Source organism: Pseudomonas sp. GW821-FHT02C04 (assembly GCF_059421845.1).
In genome coordinates this window covers 392,045-408,917 of the sequence record NZ_JBWKVT010000003.1, presented here as the reverse complement: position 1 = coordinate 408,917, position 16,873 = coordinate 392,045, and the positions used below count along the sequence as shown (strand labels likewise).

Genomic DNA, 16,873 nt, shown 5'->3' with positions numbered 1-16,873 from the left:
TGCGTATTTGGTTCAGGTTATGTCAACGAAGGAGGCGGATGAAGATCCTTGTTCGTTCGCCTCGCCGCAGTGGATTGCTTTTATATACCTCAACCCATCGAGTTGATACGTAGCGAACTACGTATTTTGTAGGGATTTTGTGTCGAGCCTGTGAACGAATGTGAGCAGCCCACCTGTCCCGCGACCCATGAAAAAGCCCCCGATTCTCACGAGTCGGGGGCTTTTTGCGTTTCTGCGGTGTGGCTTACAGCGTCGGGTAGTCGAGGTAGCCGACTGCACCTTTGCCGTAGAAGGTTTCCGGGTGCGGTTGGTTCAGCGGCGCATCGGCTTTCAAACGGGCTGGCAGGTCCGGGTTGGCGATGAACGGCACACCGAATGCCACAGCGTCAGCCTTGCCCTCGGCCAGCCACGCGTTGGCGCTGTCCTTGGTGAAGCGTTCGTTGGCGATGTAAGCGCCGCCGAAGGCTTCTTTCAGTTGCGGGCCGAGGCTGTCGGCGCCTTCTTTCTCGCGGGAGCAGATGAAGGCGATGCCACGCTTGCCCAGTTCACGGGCGACGTAGGTGAAGGTTTCGGCCAGATTGTCGTCGCCCATGTCATGGGAGTCGGCGCGTGGTGCCAGGTGCACACCGACACGGCCGGCGCCCCAGACTTCGATGGCGGCGTCGGTCACTTCCAGCAGCAGGCGGGCACGGTTTTCCAGGGAGCCGCCGTAGTTGTCGGTGCGCTGGTTGGTGCTGCTTTGCAGGAACTGGTCGAGCAGATAACCGTTGGCGCCGTGGATTTCCACGCCGTCGAAACCGGCAGCCTTGGCGTTTTCCGCGCCGACGCGGTAGGCGTCGACGATGTCGGCGATCTCAGCGGTTTCCAGCGCGCGTGGCGTCGGGAAATCGGCCAGTGGGCGAACCAGGCTGACGTGGCCTTTAGGCTGGATGGCGCTTGGCGCAACCGGCGCTTCACCGTTCAGGTACGACGGGTGCGAAACCCGGCCGACGTGCCACAGTTGCAGGACGATCTTGCCGCCGGCAGCGTGAACAGCCTTGGTCACGTTGGTCCAGCCGCGCACCTGATCGTTGGACCAGATGCCCGGGGTGTCCGGGTAGCCGACGCCCATCGGGGTCACCGACGTGGCTTCGCTGAGGATCAGGCCGGCGGAGGCGCGTTGTACGTAGTACTCGGCCATCAGCGCGTTCGGTACGCGGCCTTCGTCGGCGCGGCAGCGGGTCAGCGGCGCCATGATGATGCGGTTGGACAGCTCGAGGTCGCCCAGTTTGATCGGATCGAAAATTGTTGCCATGAGATACAACCCTCGTGAGGTAAGTGAGTGAATCAGTTAGCGGTGGCCAGCTCGGGATTACCGTTCCGGCGGAATGTGATCAGGGTTACCAGCAGTGCCAGGATCGCGAGCGCCGCAGCGGCGAGAGGTACGCTGGTCAGGCCGTAGCCGTGGGCGATGACGCTGCCGCCGACCCAGGCGCCCAGAGCGTTGCCGACGTTGAAGGCGCCGATGTTCAGGGTCGACACCAGGTTCGGTGCGGCCCGGCCGTAGGTCACGACGTTCACCTGCAGGGCAGGCACGGCGGCGAAACACGCGGTGGCCCAGAGGAACAGGGTGATCTCGGTCGGGATCAGCGCGACGCTGGTCCAGGTCAGGACGGTGGAGGTCACGGCCATGGCGATGAACACGCCGATCAGCGTCGCGGCCAGGCCTTTGTCGGCCATCTTGCCGCCGATGATGTTGCCGACGGTCAGGCCCAGGCCGATCAACATCAGGGTCCAGGTCACGCCACGGGGCGAGACGCCGGTGACATCGCCCAGCAGCGGCGCGACATAAGTGAACAGGGTGAATACCGAAGCGGCGAACAGCGCGGTCATGCTCAAGGACAGCCAGATCCCGGCTCCTTTAAGCGCGGCCAGTTCGGCGCGCATGTCGAGTTTTTCTTCGTCACGCTTGGCCGGCAGGAAGCGGATCAGGCCGATCAGCGCAATCACACCGATCACGGTCACTGCCCAGAAGGTCGAGCGCCAGCCGGCTTCCTGACCAAGCGCGGTGCCCAGTGGCACGCCCAGCACGTTGGCCAGGGTCAGGCCGGTGAACATCAGGGCCACCGCCGAAGCGCGTTTGTTCGGCGCCACCAGGTTGGCCGCGACCACCGAGCCGATGCCGAAGAACGCACCGTGGCAGAGGGCGGTGACGACTCGGGCGAACATCAGCACCTCGTAGTCAGTGGCGATGGCGCAGAGCAGGTTGCCGATAATGAAGATGCCCATCAACGCGACCAGTGCAGCCTTGCGCGGCAGTTTTGCGGTGGCCATCGCCATGAACGGTGCACCAATCGCCACGCCCAGGGCGTAGCCGGTCACCAGCCAGCCGGCGCCGGGAATCGACACACCGAGGTCGGCCGCCACATCGGGCAACAGGCCCATGATGACGAATTCCGTGGTGCCGATGGCGAAGGCGCTCAGGGCGAGTATGAGGAGCGAGAGGGGCATCATTTAGTCCTTTTCGGCTGGCTGACGTTAAGGGTCAGAGCTCTTTACTGAGGGTGCTGAGGAACGCCTGGATCACGTCCTCGTTGCGTTTGAAAAAGTGCCACTGCCCGGCCTTCTGGCTGCTGATCAGCCCGGCCCGTTGCAGGGTGGCCAGGTGGGCGGAGACGGTCGATTGCGACAGGCCGCAGCGTTGATCGATCTGCCCGGCGCAGATGCCGTACTCGTGGTTGTGGATCTGTTCCGGAAACTGGGCTTTCGGGTCTTTCAGCCAGTTGAGGATGTCTCGCCGTACTGGGTGTGCCAGGGCTTTTATTATTTCGTCGAGGTCAATGTTCATGGCTGGTTGCTCGTGATGTGTGTAGCGCTATATCGCGATGAGGCGAACTTTAAATCGGTATTTCGCGATATACCAATATGAATTCGATCTGACGACCGCATAAATCGGTATATCGGGTTATAACGATATGTGAGGTGTAAACAAACGCGGGCGCGGTGCTAAGCTGCGCCCATGAACTATCTCGCACATTTGCACCTCGGTGGCCAGCGTCCTGGTCAATGGCTCGGCAGTCTGTATGGCGATTTCGTCAAAGGGCGGCTGCAAGGGCAGTTCGATCCGGAGATCGAAGCGGCGATTGCCTTGCATCGTCAGATCGATGTCTTCACCGATCGCCACCCGTTGGTGGATGCCTCACTGGCGCGGTTTTCCACGACCCGTCGTCGTTACGCTGGCATCGTCCTCGACGTGTTTTTCGACCATTGCCTGGCCCGGGACTGGGCGCTGTACGCCGACCGACCACTGGGGCAATTCACCACGGACGTTTACCGCGTGTTGTCCAGCGAGCGGCAATTGCCCGAGCGTCTGGCGAAGATCGCCCCGCACATGGTGGCCAATGACTGGTTGGGTTCGTATCGGGAATTCGAAGTGCTGGACCAGGTGCTGCGCGGGATTTCCCGGCGCCTGAGCAAGCCTGAAGAATTGGCGGGGGCGATGCAGGAGTTGCGGCGTCTGTATGAACCGCTCAGTGACGACTTTCGCCTGTTCTACCCACAGCTGCAGGACTTCGCAGGCCGGCAGCTGTAGGTAGAGGATGACGATCAGGCAGCGATCAGCTCGCCTGCACGACGCGGTTCGGCCGGTTTGGCCACCTCGCCGAACAACGCTTTCTGCACCGCTTGCTGGGCTTCGTAAGCCAGTGCAGCGCGTTCCCGGCCCTGACAGGCAATCGGCTTGAGCAGATGAACTTCCACATCGCCGCAATCGTTGCTGAACAGGCGCATCAGGTGCGACAGCAGATCATCGTCACCAATGAACGGCGCCAGCGAATCAATCTCGCCATTGCGCAGATAACGGATCGCCACCGGTTGCAGCTTCACTTCCGAATCAATCGCCGCCGACAGCAGACGACCATGAAAGGTACGCAGCGAACGGCCATCCGTGGTGGTGCCTTCCGGGAACATCAGCAGAGGATGATCGGTTTGCAGGTGACGGGTCATCTGCTTGCGGATCAACTGGCTGTCGCCCGAACCGCGACGGATGAACAGGCTGCCGGCCTTCGCCGCCAGCCAACCGGCCACCGGCCAGGTGCGCACTTCGGCCTTGGACAGAAACGACAGCGGCGTGAGCATCCCGAGCAGCGGAATGTCAGTCCACGACACATGGTTGCTGACCCACAGCATCGGCTGCTTCGGCAGCTCACCATGCACGGTCACGCGAAAGGGCAGGGCATTGCTCAGGCGCGCCATGAAAAACCGCGACCAGCGCTGCCGGCGTTGCATCGAATGGGCCAGACCCAATCGCTCGAAAACCCCGAAGACACTGGCCATGCTCAAGCCCAGCGTCACCACCAGCAGCACCCGCGCGATCCGCGCGTACACCCGCAGCCGGCTCATCACACGGCCGCCTTGAAGTGCTTGGCGTAGCGCGGGCAGAGTTCGTCGCGCTTGAGCAGGATGAACACGTCGGCGACCTGGAAGTCTTCGTCCCAGCACGGCTCGCCGCAGATCTTCGCGCCCAGGCGCATGTAAGCCTTGAGCAGCGGTGGCATTTCGGCGATCACGTTCGACGGAATATCCAGGGTTGGCAGTGGATTCTTCGGCTCGGCGCGCAGGTGTTCGGTGCACAGATAACGTTCGCGCAGGCGCTGCATGATCGCGTGGGCCTGTACGCCGCCGTCCTGCATCGGGATGCTCGCGCAACCCATCAGGTAGCTGTAGCCGCCCTGATTGAGGACTTCGGCCAGTTCGCCCCAGAGCACGGCGATGGTGCCGCCGTTGCGGTAGGCCGGGTCGACGCAGGTGCGGCCGATTTCGAGGATCGGGCCTTGCAGACCGGCGAGGCCGTGCAGGCTGAATTCTTCTTCGCTGTAGAACTTGCCCAGGCTGCTGGCGGCGGTGTGATCAAGCAAACGGGTGGTCGCCACCAGGCGGCCGGTGTTCAGGTCACGCACGCCGATGTGGCTGCAGTGAACATCATAGTCATCCATGTCCAGACCCAGTTCCGCGCCTTTCAGCTTGGCGTTGAACTCGCCGCTGAACACGTTGAAACGCAAGGCCTGGGCTTGCTGCAAGGCCTCGGCGCCGATCAGGCGTTCGGCTTGCAGACGGCGTTCATTGCCGGTGTCGCTGATGCGGGCGATCTGAGTCATTTGAATCTCCGTACGGGCCTTTAACCCGTCGTGGGTTACAGCCGATCGACTTTCTTTATGCAGCCGTGTTGTGCAAAGTCAGGCTATGTAGCCCCGGTGTCATCGCCATGAATGTTTGGTGATGCTTATATGACAGCCCACGAGGAGCCTCTGATGACCTGGTCGACCCTGCTTGAATGTCGCGAACGCCTGCCCGCCGTTGCCGATCTGGCGGAGGGTTTCGCCACGCTGCTGCATCAACTGGGCAGCGTCACGCCGTTCGAACTGGCGGTGGCGGGAGGGCGGCGGATGGCGACGCCTGGGCTGGCGTTCCTGGTGGGCTATCAGGCCGCGTTGCGCATGCTCTGGCCGAGTGCGCCGCCGAGCCTGGGTGCTTTGTGTGCGACCGAACAGCGCAGCCTGCGACCGGCGGACATGCAGACCCGGCTCACGGATCTGCGCCTTAGCGGGCAAAAGGATTTCGTCACCGCCGGCGATGCGGCGGACTGGCTGCTGATCGCCGCGCGCAGTGAGCAACCCGGCGAATCGCCGCGCCTGAGCCTGGCGGTGGTGTACCCCGGCGAATCCGGCGTGCGCGTGGAAAAACTCCCGGCGTTGCCATTGATGCCGGATATCAGTCATGGCCGCTTGTACCTCGACGAGGCTCTGTGCGAACTGCTCGCCGGGGACGGTTGGGATGCCTATGTCAAACCGTTCCGCAGCCTTGAAGATGTCTATGTGCTCAGCGCGATGACCGCGTGGCTGTACGGCGTCGGTCAGGACAGCGGCTGGCCTCAGCCGCTGCAATTGCGCTTGCTGGCGCTGTTGGCCGGGTGCGCGGAAGTCAGTCGGCAGCCACCGAACAATCCTGCCGGGCATGTGTTGCTCGGTGGCTTGTTTGCACAGTTCGACGGGCTCAAAGCGGAAGTCGATCAGGCCCTGCTCGACGGCAATTCCGAGTGGGCGACGATGTGGCAGCGCGATCAATCGGTCATGCAACTGGCCGCGGGCGCGCGGGCCAAGCGTCTGGCCAAGGCGTTGGCGGCAAGCCAAAACACATCTGTCATGAACGCCGGCTAGTCTTGTCAGGTTCATCCCCAGAGCCCTCACCATGTTCAAAGGCCTGTCCCTGTTTCTGCTGCTGATCAGCTTCACGGTTCAGGCCGAACAATGGCCGGGCGAGCAGTGGCCGAGCGGCCCGAAACTCATCGGCCCGGCCGTCGATGCAATGGAGGCCTACGCCTTCCCGACCCGCGATGACAACACCCGCCAGGGCATCCGCACCGACGCCTTGCTGGTGATCCGTGACGGCCAGCTCATTTACGAACGTTATGCCGCCGCGACCACCGCCGACACCCCGCACCTGACCTGGTCGATCAGCAAAAGCCTGATGGCCACGGTGTTCGGCGTGGCGTACGGCGAAGGCTTGTTCAAGCTCGATGATCCCGTCGTGAAGTTTTACCCGGTGCTGGAAAAACACCCGGCCATCACGATCCAGGATCTGCTGCACTGGGCCTCGGGCATCGACTGGCAGGAAGATTACGAGTACGCCCCGCTGAAGTCCTCGGTGGTGGCGATGCTCTACACCCGCGGTCACCGCGACATGGCCGCCTTCACCGCCGACCACGACAGCTACGCACCAGCGGGTCAGGCGTTTCGTTATTCCAGCGGCGACAGCAATCTGTTGGCAGCGGCGCTGAAAACCATCGTCGGCCCGCAGCGGTATCCGGACTATCCATGGACAGCGCTTTTCGATCCCTTGGGCATCCGCCATGCCACCTGGGAAACCGATGCCACGGGCACCTTTGTCGCGTCTTCATACGCTTATTTGACGGCCCGGGATCTGGCGCGAGTCGGCCTGTTGATGGCGCGAGACGGACGCTGGAACGACCGGCAGCTGTTGCCCAAGGATTGGATCGCTTTCAACCGCCAACCCTTCGCCGGCTACAAGGCTAATCAGGACGAAGCCGTGCCCGGCGGCCACTGGTGGCTCAATCGCCCGGCGGACGGCGCCGCTTCTCCGTGGCCCGACGCCCCCCCCGACACCTTCGCCGCCCTCGGCCATTGGGGCCAGGCGCTGTACGTGATCCCGAGCGAAAAACTGGTGATCGTGCGCTACGGCGATGACCGCGACGGCAGCTATCGCCACAACGAATTGCTCAAGCGTGTGCTCGGGGCGGTGCGGCCATGAAACTGTTCAGACGCATTCTGCTGGTGTTGCTGATCGTGCTGCTGGGCTGGGGCTGGCACGAACGCGAGAATCTGTGGGCCTTCCCGGACATCATCAGCGCCTACACCGCCAAGGAATATTGTTCGTGCCGCTATGTGATGAACAACGACGCCGAATATTGCCGGGGCTACGTGAAGCAGTGGTTGCCCAGCGAACTGACCGATGACCGAACGCAAAAACTAGTTACCGCCAGCGGCATGGGGCGCAGCAACAGCGCCCGGTGGCAAGGCGAGCGCCAGGGCTGTCGCCTGCAACCCTGATCCGGTTCCACCCTGTGGAACCACATTCGATTGTCCTCTCGCGTGTCTCGCGGTTATCTGGCGGTGAGCACGACCTGCCGTTCATGTGTCGTGAAAAAACACCGAACAACAAGACCGGGAACACCCGCGCGAGGAGAACCGTCATGCCCCGACATCAGCACATTCTGGCCTGGCTCAACGACGTGGCCAGCGACCTGCACGCCACCCGCCAGGACATTCACGCTCACCCTGAACTCGGTTTCGAGGAAAGCCGCACCTCGGCGCTGGTCGCCCGCTCGCTCGAAGAGTGGGGTTATGACGTCCACATTGGCGTCGGCAAGACCGGTGTGGTCGGTGTGCTGCGCAACGGCAGCAGTTCACGCAAACTCGGGCTGCGGGCCGACATGGATGCGCTGCCGATCATCGAGAACACCGGCGTCGCCTACAGCAGTCGTCATCAGGGCTGCATGCACGCCTGCGGGCATGACGGGCACACCGCGATGCTGCTCGGTGCGGCGCGTTATCTGGCGGCGACCCGTCAGTTCGACGGCACGCTGACGTTGATTTTCCAGCCCGCCGAAGAGGGGCAGGGCGGGGCCGAAGCGATGCTCGCCGATGGCCTGCTCGAACGCTTCCCGTGCGACGCGCTGTTCGGCATGCACAACATGCCGGGCCTGCCGGCGGGGCACCTGGGCTTTCGCGAAGGGCCGATGATGGCTTCGCAGGATCTGCTCACGGTGACCATCGAAGGCGTCGGCGGCCACGGATCGATGCCGCATCTGGCGGTGGATCCGCTGGTCGCTGCTGCCAGTGTGGTGATGGCTTTGCAAACCGTGGTCGCGCGCAACATCGATGCGCAGCAGGCAGCGGTGGTGACGGTCGGCGCATTGCAGGCCGGCGAGGCCGCCAACGTGATTCCGCAACAGGCGATCCTGCGCCTGAGCCTGCGTGCGCTGAACGCCGAAGTCCGCGTTCAGACACTGGACCGCGTGCGCTCGATCATCGAGGCCCAGGCCGAAAGCTTCGGCTGCACTTCAACCATCGAACACCGCCCGGCCTACCCGGTACTGGTCAACCACGCTGCCGAAACCGAGTTCGCCCGTCAGGTCGGCGTCGAACTGGTCGGCGCCGACGCCGTCGATGGCAACACACCGAAACTGATGGGCAGCGAAGACTTCGCCTGGATGCTCCAGCGCTGCCCCGGCGCCTACCTGTTCATCGGCAACGGCGTGGCGCGGCCGATGGTGCATAACCCGGCCTACGATTTTAACGACGACATTCTGCTGACCGGCGCGGCGTATTGGGGCGCGCTCACTGAGAGCTGGCTCAAGCCGGCCTGATTTCTTCACTTTTTGCTGCCGCTGGAACGCAGGTGCGCACGTGCCTGCGTGGTCAACCAACAGCTTCTGGAGAATCCCCATGCAGCCTTCGAACTCCGGCGTTTCACGCACCCGGCAAGTGGTCGCCGCCGTCATCGGCAACGCCCTGGAATGGTACGACTTCATCGTTTACGGCTTTCTGGCGAGCATCATCGCCCGGCAATTTTTCCCGTCCGACGACGACTACGCCTCGCTGCTGATGGCGCTGGCGACTTTCGGCGTCGGCTTTTTCATGCGCCCGGTGGGCGGCATCCTGCTCGGCATCTACTCCGACCGAAAAGGTCGCAAGGCTGCGATGCAGATGATCATCCGCCTGATGACCGTGTCCATCGCCCTGATAGCGTTCGCGCCGAACTACGCCGCCATCGGCATGGGCGCGCCGTTGCTGATCGTGGTAGCGCGGATGCTTCAGGGTTTTGCCACGGGCGGTGAATACGCCAGCGCCACGGCGTTTCTGGTGGAGAGCGCGCCGGCCCATCGCAAAGGCTTGTACGGTTCGTGGCAACTGGTTGGGCAATGCCTGGCGGTGTTCAGCGGCGCGGCGATGGTGGCGCTGGTCACGCACCTGTTTTCCCCCGAGGCGCTGGACAGTTGGGGCTGGCGGATTCCGTTCGTGCTCGGCCTGTTGATCGGCCCGGTGGGCTTGTGGATTCGCAAGCACATGGAAGAACCGGAAGAATTTCTCGAAGCGCGCAAGAAAGCCAAAGGCGCCGCCCCCGGCCTGTGGCAGGTGCTGCGTGAACATCGCCGCAGCCTGCTGGTATCGATGGGCCTGGCCTGCGGCGCTACGGTGTCGTTCTACGTGGTGCTGGTGAACATGCCGACCTTCGCCCACAAGAACCTCGGCCTGCCGCTGGATCAGGTGCTGCTGGTGCAGATGCTCGCGGTGGGGCTGATGACCGTGGTGATTCCGCTGTCCGGTGCCCTGTCGGATCGCCTCGGTCGGCGGCCGGTGCTGATGGCCTTCACCCTGGCATTTTTCGTCATGGTCTATCCGCTCTATGTGTGGGTCGCGGCGGCGCCTTCGATCGAGCGTTTACTGGTGATGCAACTGCTGTTGTGCACGGCGATTGACGGGTTCTTCGGCCCGGCCCCGACAGCGCTGGCCGAGCAGTTCCCGATTGAAGTGCGCTCGACCGGGGTGTCGGTGGCCTACAACGTGGCGGTGATGGTGTTCGGTGGTTTCGCGCCGCTGATCGTCACCTGGCTGAGCAAAGTTCTGAACACCCCGGTGGCGCCGTCGTTCTATGTGTTGTTCGCTTGCCTGCTGACCCTGCTCGGTACTTACTGTTTGCAGGAGGCCCCGCGTGCGAAGAAACCCGTTGCGCTCAACCTGGGAGTGAAACCGTGAGTCCGTTAGCCATTGATCCGATTGTCGCCCTCGACGCCGATGCGCTGTCCCGGGCGATCCATGCCCGCAAGGTGTCGTGCCGCGAAGTGATGCAGGCCTACCTGACGCACATCGAACACTTCAATCCGGCGGTCAACGCGCTGGTGTCGCTGCGTCCGCAGGACGTGCTGTTGCGCGAAGCCGATGAGTGCGACCGACAGCTGGATCGCGGCGAATCCCGGGGCTGGATGCACGGCATGCCCCAGGCGATCAAGGACCTGGCGGCCACCGCCGGGTTGCGCACCACCCTGGGTTCGCCGCTGTTCGCCGAGCAAGTGCCGCAGCACGATGCGATCAGCGTGGCGCGGGTTCGCGACTGCGGGGCGATCATCATCGGCAAGAGCAACGTCCCGGAGTTCGGCCTCGGCTCGCAGACCTACAACAGCGTGTTCGGCACCACCACCAACGCCTACGATCCGAGCCTGATTGCCGGCGGCAGCAGCGGCGGGGCGGCGGTGGCGCTGGCCCTGCGCCTGCTGCCGGTGGCCGATGGCAGCGACATGATGGGCTCGCTGCGCAACCCGGCGGCGTTCAACAACGTGTTCGGCTTCCGCCCGTCCCAGGGCCGCGTGCCCCATGGGCCAGCGCCGGAAGTGTTCGTCCAGCAACTGGCTACCGAAGGGCCGATGGGGCGCACGGTCACCGATGTTGCACGGCTGCTCTCGACCCAGGCTGGCTACGATGCGCGGGTGCCGCTGTCGCTGGCCGATGAACCACGGGATTTCGGGCTGGATCTGCAACAGGACTGCAGCGACCTGCGCCTCGGCTGGCTCGGTGATTACAACGGCTATCTGCCGATGGACGATGGCGTGTTGAGCCTGTGCGAATCGGCGCTGGCGGATTTCAGTGCATTGGGTTGCCACGTCGAAGCCTGTCAGCCGGAGTTTTCCATGGAGCGCTTGTGGCAGACCTGGCTCACGCATCGGCATTTTCTGGTGCAGGGCAGCCTCGGCGCGGCGTATGCCGACCCGCAAAAACGGGCGCTGCTCAAACCCGAAGCGCAGTGGGAAATCGAGGGCGGTTTGCGTCTGACCGCTGCCGAGCTCTATCAGGCGTCGGTCGCGCGCAGCGATTGGTATCGCGCGGTGAGCGAGTTGTTCGAGCGTTACGATTTCCTGCTGTTGCCCACCGCCCAGGTGTTCCCTTTTGATGCACAGCAACCGTGGCCGCGAGTCGTCGGCGGGCAGACCATGGACACCTATCATCGCTGGATGGAAGTGGTGATCGGCCCGACACTGGCGGGGTTGCCGAGCATCAGCGTGCCGGTGGGTTTCAACCCGGCCGGGTTGCCGATGGGCCTGCAAATCATCGGCCCGGCCCAGGCGGATCGGGCTGTCCTGCAACTGGCCTATGCTCATGAGCAACTGACGCGCTGGGTCGAGCGGCGACCGCCGGCATGTCTGCAATCGGCCTGAGCGGCCCGCATCTTGCTGCACGAAGTGATCTTTCATCCGCATCCATGGAGGTCGAACACATGGGCAGCAAGGCAGACACCGGCAGCGTGCGCTCGGTCGAACGGGCGCTGGCCATCGTTGAATTGCTCGGCGAGCATCAGGCGTTGGGGCTCGAGGAATTGCACTATCTGACGGCCCTGCCCAAGGCCACGGTGTCGCGGATGCTCGCGACCTTGCAGGAGCAGGGCTGGATCTATCGCGGCCTCAGCGACCGTCGCTACCGGTTGTGCGCCAAACGGCTGTTCGGTGATCGTCAGCAACGCTTCAAACGCCATCTGGTGGAAAGCGCCGCCCCGATGCTGCTCGAACTCAGCGAACGCACCGGGCTGGTGGCGGATCTGTCGTGCTTTGACGGTGAGCGGGTTGAAGTGATGGAAAGCGCGATTCCACAGGTGTTGCGCAAGCGCTATCCGAACAACTGCCAGATCGTCGGTCATCACGCCAGCCTGTTTCATTCGGCGATGGGCCGCGCCTGTCTGGGAGAACTCGACAGCCAGGACGTGCGGCGTCTGGCCGAGCGCGAACAGTTGGCGGATGACGGTGTGTTCCAGGCCACCGAGCAAGCCTTGCATCAGGGCTTCGGCCAGCGCACCGAAGGCTATTGGGAATACCCGGTGCGCCTGCCGTTCCTGATTCGTGCGGTGGCGTTGCCGATCCGTGCGCAAGGGCGATTGGTCGGCAGCATGGCGCTGCATTGGCCGATGGATCAGGCGCCGGTGGAGCGGGTGCTGAGCCTGCACCTCAACAGCCTTGCGGCGACCATTGGCGAGGTGCAGCAGGCGTTGGTCTGAGCCTTTGCACAGACTGACAGTTTGCAATAGCGCCACGGCCAGTTAAGGTTCGTGCAGGTTTATCGACCCCACGAGTCTTCAATGTTCAACCGTTCTCTGTGCAACGCCTTCGCCGGCCTGCTGCTGGGCGCCGCTGCGCTGCCGGCCCAGGCCAACTGGTATCTGGACGGCGAGTCATCGCGGCTGTCGTTCGTCAGCACGAAAAACGCCAACGTGTCCGAAGTGCAGCGCTTTCTGGTGCTGCACGGCAAGGTCGATCCAGATGGCCGCGCCGAAGTCGAGGTCGAGCTGGACTCGATCAACAGCGGCATCCCGCTGCGCGACGAACGCATGCGCAAGGAACTGTTCCAGATCGAGCAATTCCCTGAAGCGACCATCACCACGCAAATCGACCTGCGCCCGATCAACGATCTGGCCCCCGGCGCGCAACTTGAGTTGCGCCTGCCACTGACCGTCAACCTGCACGGCAAACAGCATGAATACCCCGCTGAACTGCTCGCCACTCGGCTTGATGACCGACGCTTTCAAGTGGTGACGCTGGAGCCGCTGGTGATCAGCGCCGAGGATTTCGATCTGCTGCCAGGGCTGGAAAGCTTGCGCAACATGGCCGGTCTGTCGGCCATCAGTCTGTCGGTGCCGGTGGGTGCGGTGCTGATCTTCACGGCGCGCTGACATGCGCGGCGCAGTGTTCCCGTGGCGTGACGGCAACCGCTTCGAGTTGTTGATTGACGGCCCGCAATTCTTCCCGCGCATGCTTGAGGAAATCGCCCGCGCCCGGGAGCAGATCGAACTGGAGCTGTACCTGGTGGAGGCCGGCGCCTGTGCCGAAACCGTGGTTCAGGCGCTGGTGCTGGCAGCCGAGCGGGGCGTGCGGGTGCGTTGCCTGTTCGATGATTACGGCAGCCTCGCCTTCACCCTGACCTTGCGTCAGCGCCTGACCCTCGCCGGTGTCGAGCTGCGTTTCTACAATCGCCTGAATTGGCGGCGCTGGGTCGGCAATTTCTATCGCGATCACCGCAAGCTGTTGCTGGTCGATCAGCGTCTGGCAGTGGTCGGCGGCACCGGGGTGACCGATGAATTCTGGACGCCGGGCCACGACACCAGCGAATGGCACGAAGTGATGGTGCAGATCACGGGCCCCTTGGTGCTCGACTGGCAATTGCTGTTCGACCGCCAATGGATCGCCAACCGCCATCGCCGCGCCTGGAAACCCCATGCGAATTTCGGCCTGCCGCGTTTGCCGCGCGTGCCCGACACCGGCGAGGGCATGGGCCGCGTGGCCTACGCCGACGCCCGCCAGCATCGCGACATTCTGCAATCGCTGTTCCGCGCCTTGAACAGTGGCCAGAAGCGCATCTGGCTGGCGACGCCGTATTTTCTGCCGACCTGGAAAATCCGCCGCTCCCTGCGCAAAGCCGCCGCCCGTGGCCTCGATGTGCGCCTGCTGCTGACCGGGCCGCGTACCGATCATCCCTCGGTGCGTTACGCCGGGCATCGCTATTACCCGCGCCTGCTCAAGGCCGGGGTGAAGATCTTCGAATATCAGCCGTGTTTCCTGCACCTGAAAATGGTGCTGGTGGACGATTGGGTGAGCATCGGCTCATGCAATTTCGACCACTGGAATTTGCGCTTCAACCTTGAGGCGAATCTGGAAGCGCTGGATCCGTCACTGACGGCAGCGGTGGTGGCGAGTTTCGAGAAAGACTTCGGCCTGAGTCAGCAGGTGAGTCTGGAGGAATGGCAGCGCCGGCCGTTGTGGCGGCGAGTGAAACAGCGGATCTGGGGATGGGTGGATCGGGTGGTGGTCAACTTGCTGGACAGACGCGGATAGTCGCCAACCCCCGATTGATCGTTCCCACGCAGAGCGTGGGAACGATCTGGGCGCGGGATTACAACAATTCAAAGCTCTGCTGCGTCACGTCCTGGGAATCCAGGCCGATCTGCACGTTGAACTTGCCAGGCTCTGCCGCGTACTTGAGCTGGGCGTTGTAGAACTTCAGGTCATCTTCGGTGATGGTGAAGTGCACGACTTTCTGCTCGCCGGCCTTGAGCATGATCTTCTGGAAGTTCTTCAGCTCCTTGACCGGACGGATCATCGAACCGGTGACGTCCTGGATGTACAGCTGCACCACGGTTTCGCCGTCACGCTTGCCGGTGTTTTTCACCGTGACGCTGGCGTCGAGCTTGCCGGTGGTGTTCAGGGTGGTCGACGACAGCGCCATGTCGCTCAGGCTGAAATCGGTGTAGCTCAGGCCGAAACCGAACGGGAACAGCGGCCCGGTGGTGTCATCGAAATACTGCGAGGTGTAGTTGCCCGGTTTGCCCGGCGTGAACGGCCGGCCAATGCTCAGGTGGTTGTAGTAGGTCGGGATCTGTCCCACGGAGCGCGGGAAGGTTACCGGCAGTTTGCCCGACGGGTTGTAGTCGCCGAACAGCACGTCGGCGATGGCGTTGCCGCCCTCGGTGCCGCTGAACCAGGTTTCCAGAATCGCGTCAGCCTGTTCCTTTTCCTGAAGGATCGTCAGCGGACGGCCGTTCATCAGCACCAGCACCAACGGCTTGCCGGTGGCTTTCAGGGCGCGGATCAGCTCACGCTGGTTTTCCGGGATGTTCAGGTCGGTACGGCTCGACGATTCGTGGGACATGCCACGGGATTCGCCCACGGCCGCAACGATTACGTCAGCGTCCTTGGCGGCTTTCACCGCTTCGTCGATCAGCACGTTGGCCGGGCGCGGGTCATCGACCACTTCCGGCGCATCGAAGTTGAGGAAGTTCAGGTAGTCGAGGACCTTCTTGTCGCTGGTGATGTTGGCGCCACGGGCATAGATCAGGTTCGACTTGTCGCCGATCACGCTGCTCATGCCATCGAACAGGGTGACCGATTGCGCCGGACGACCGGCGGCGGCCCAGCTACCCATCATGTCGATCGGGGCCTTGGCCAGCGGACCGACCAGGGCGACTTTGGCGGATTTCTTCAGCGGCAGGGTTTCGTTCTGGTTCTTCAGCAGTACCAGGCTGCGACGGGCGACGTCGCGGGCGTCGGCGCGGTGCAGGCGGCTGTCGGCGTAGGTGTCGGCCGGATCGTCTTCTGCCTTGCCGATGCGCAGGTACGGGTCCTTGAACAGGCCCATGTCGTACTTGGCCCCGAGGACTTCACGCACGGCGTTGTCGATGTCTTTCTGTTCGATTTCACCGGACTTGAGCAGCCCCGGCAGTTCTTTGCCGTACAGAGTGTCGTTCATGCTCATGTCGATGCCGGCCTTGATCGCCAGCTTCGCCGCTTCGCGACCGTCTGCTGCCACGCCGTGCTTGATCAGCTCGAAGATCGCGCCGTGGTCGCTGACCGCCAGGCCCTTGAAGCCCCATTCCTTGCGCAACAGGTCGTTCATCAGCCAGGTGTTGGCGGTGGCCGGGATACCGTTGATCGAGTTCAGCGCGACCATCACGCCACCGGCGCCGGCATCAATCGCGGCGCGGTACGGCGGAAGGTAGTCCTGGTACATCTTCACCGGGCTCATGTCGACGGTGTTGTAGTCGCGACCACCCTCGACCGCGCCGTACAGGGCGAAGTGCTTGACGCTGGCCATGATGCTGTCGGCCGCGCTCGGCGTGTTGCCCTGATAGGCCTTGACCATGACTTTGGCAATGCGCGAGGTCAGGTAGGTGTCTTCACCGAAACCTTCGGAGCTGCGGCCCCAGCGCGGGTCGCGGGAAATATCGACCATCGGCGCGAAGGTGATGTCGAGGCTGTCGGCTGCGGCCTCTTTGGCGGCAACGCGCCCGGACTGGCCGATGGCGTCCATGTCCCAGCTTGATGCGAGGGCCAATGGAATCGGGAAAATCGTACGGTGACCGTGGATCACGTCGTACGCGAAAAACATCGGGATCTTCAGGCGGCTGCGCATGGCAGCGTCCTGCATCGGACGGTTTTCCGGGCGGGTGATCGAGTTGAACGTGCCACCGATGTTGCCGGCGGCGATCTCTTTGCGGATCAGTTCGCGCGGCATCTCCGGGCCGATGCTGATCAGGCGCAACTGGCCGATCTTCTCGTCGAGGGTCATTTGTTTCATCAGGTTACTGATGAACGCATCCTTGTTTTCCAGGGGTACCGGGGTCGTGGCGGCCAGTACTTGATGACTGGCCAGGCTGACGAACAGGCCCAGCAAACACAGCTTCTTCATGAATAGTTTTCTCAAGGGCCTAAACGGCGTTGCAATGCCGGCCAGCCAAAATTTAGGGAGCGACTATTGTTGTTCGGGTGCTGATTCAGAAAACG

At 63.0% G+C, this 16,873-nt stretch carries 16 protein-coding genes; 10 read left to right on the top strand and 6 right to left on the bottom strand.

Translation table 11 applies throughout. The features are described 5' to 3' along the window. Window positions 1-244: 244 nt before the first annotated feature. From AC07VV_RS13895 to AC07VV_RS13885, 3 genes are read right to left on the bottom strand one after another with little or no spacing between them, the layout of a single operon-like run. A complete protein-coding gene (locus AC07VV_RS13895) occupies window positions 245-1,294 on the bottom strand; it encodes an alkene reductase (protein WP_495036531.1) in 1,050 nt (349 codons plus the stop codon). 32 nt (window positions 1,295-1,326) lie between these two features. Next, a complete protein-coding gene (locus AC07VV_RS13890; protein ID WP_495036530.1) occupies window positions 1,327-2,490 on the bottom strand; it encodes an MFS transporter in 1,164 nt (387 codons plus the stop codon). A gap of 34 nt (window positions 2,491-2,524) precedes the next feature. Beyond that, on the bottom strand, window positions 2,525-2,827 hold the full coding sequence (locus AC07VV_RS13885; protein WP_007957866.1) for an ArsR/SmtB family transcription factor: 303 nt from the start codon (window positions 2,825-2,827) through the stop codon (window positions 2,525-2,527). A gap of 171 nt (window positions 2,828-2,998) precedes the next feature. Here AC07VV_RS13885 and AC07VV_RS13880 point away from each other — a divergent pair, with 171 nt between their 5' ends. Continuing rightward, window positions 2,999-3,571, top strand: a complete 573-nt coding sequence (locus tag AC07VV_RS13880) for an acyl carrier protein phosphodiesterase (protein WP_495036529.1) — start codon at window positions 2,999-3,001, stop codon at window positions 3,569-3,571. A 14-nt stretch (window positions 3,572-3,585) separates the two neighbouring features. Here the strand turns inward: AC07VV_RS13880 and AC07VV_RS13875 are convergent, their stop codons facing one another. Together AC07VV_RS13875 and olsB are read right to left on the bottom strand one after the other, a co-directional pair. Next, entirely contained in the window at window positions 3,586-4,380 is a 795-nt protein-coding gene (locus AC07VV_RS13875) for a lysophospholipid acyltransferase family protein (RefSeq protein WP_102621465.1), read from the bottom strand. Beyond that, on the bottom strand, window positions 4,380-5,135 hold the full coding sequence (gene olsB, locus AC07VV_RS13870) for an L-ornithine N(alpha)-acyltransferase (RefSeq protein WP_096819470.1): 756 nt from the start codon (window positions 5,133-5,135) through the stop codon (window positions 4,380-4,382). Before olsB ends, AC07VV_RS13875 begins: the two co-directional genes overlap by 1 nt. Window positions 5,136-5,288: 153 nt before the next feature. On the opposite strand from olsB, the gene AC07VV_RS13865 reads away from it, so the two are divergent. The 9 genes from AC07VV_RS13865 to AC07VV_RS13825 all read left to right on the top strand — a co-directional run bounded on the left by AC07VV_RS13865 (window position 5,289) and on the right by AC07VV_RS13825 (window position 14,428). Further along, window positions 5,289-6,194, top strand: coding sequence for an acyl-CoA dehydrogenase middle domain-containing protein (locus tag AC07VV_RS13865; protein WP_495036528.1), 906 nt, complete (start codon window positions 5,289-5,291; stop codon window positions 6,192-6,194). A 31-nt stretch (window positions 6,195-6,225) separates the two neighbouring features. Next, complete coding sequence (locus AC07VV_RS13860) at window positions 6,226-7,305, top strand: serine hydrolase domain-containing protein (protein ID WP_495036527.1); 1,080 nt, start codon at window positions 6,226-6,228, stop codon at window positions 7,303-7,305. Beyond that, entirely contained in the window at window positions 7,302-7,604 is a 303-nt protein-coding gene (locus AC07VV_RS13855) for an amidase (RefSeq protein WP_495036526.1), read from the top strand. The genes AC07VV_RS13860 and AC07VV_RS13855 overlap by 4 nt, the downstream gene beginning before the upstream one ends. 143 nt (window positions 7,605-7,747) lie before the next feature. Further along, complete coding sequence (locus AC07VV_RS13850; RefSeq protein WP_495036525.1) at window positions 7,748-8,923, top strand: M20 aminoacylase family protein; 1,176 nt, start codon at window positions 7,748-7,750, stop codon at window positions 8,921-8,923. A 79-nt stretch (window positions 8,924-9,002) separates the two neighbouring features. Beyond that, complete coding sequence (locus AC07VV_RS13845) at window positions 9,003-10,313, top strand: citrate-proton symporter (RefSeq protein WP_495036524.1); 1,311 nt, start codon at window positions 9,003-9,005, stop codon at window positions 10,311-10,313. Further along, window positions 10,310-11,767 carry an amidase gene (locus AC07VV_RS13840; protein WP_495036523.1) on the top strand — a complete coding sequence of 486 codons (1,458 nt, stop codon included), beginning with the start codon at window positions 10,310-10,312 and terminating at the stop codon, window positions 11,765-11,767. The genes AC07VV_RS13845 and AC07VV_RS13840 overlap by 4 nt, the downstream gene beginning before the upstream one ends. A gap of 59 nt (window positions 11,768-11,826) precedes the next feature. Then, entirely contained in the window at window positions 11,827-12,597 is a 771-nt protein-coding gene (locus AC07VV_RS13835; protein ID WP_495036522.1) for an IclR family transcriptional regulator, read from the top strand. 81 nt (window positions 12,598-12,678) lie between these two features. Further along, window positions 12,679-13,269, top strand: coding sequence for a YceI family protein (locus AC07VV_RS13830; protein WP_007957891.1), 591 nt, complete (start codon window positions 12,679-12,681; stop codon window positions 13,267-13,269). Window position 13,270: 1 nt separating this feature from the next. After that, window positions 13,271-14,428, top strand: coding sequence for a phospholipase D-like domain-containing protein (locus AC07VV_RS13825; RefSeq protein WP_096819461.1), 1,158 nt, complete (start codon window positions 13,271-13,273; stop codon window positions 14,426-14,428). Between the two features lie 58 nt (window positions 14,429-14,486). On the opposite strand, the gene bglX is transcribed toward AC07VV_RS13825, so the two are convergent. Further along, a complete protein-coding gene (gene bglX / locus AC07VV_RS13820) occupies window positions 14,487-16,778 on the bottom strand; it encodes a beta-glucosidase BglX (RefSeq protein ID WP_495036521.1) in 2,292 nt (763 codons plus the stop codon). Window positions 16,779-16,873: the final 95 nt, after the last annotated feature.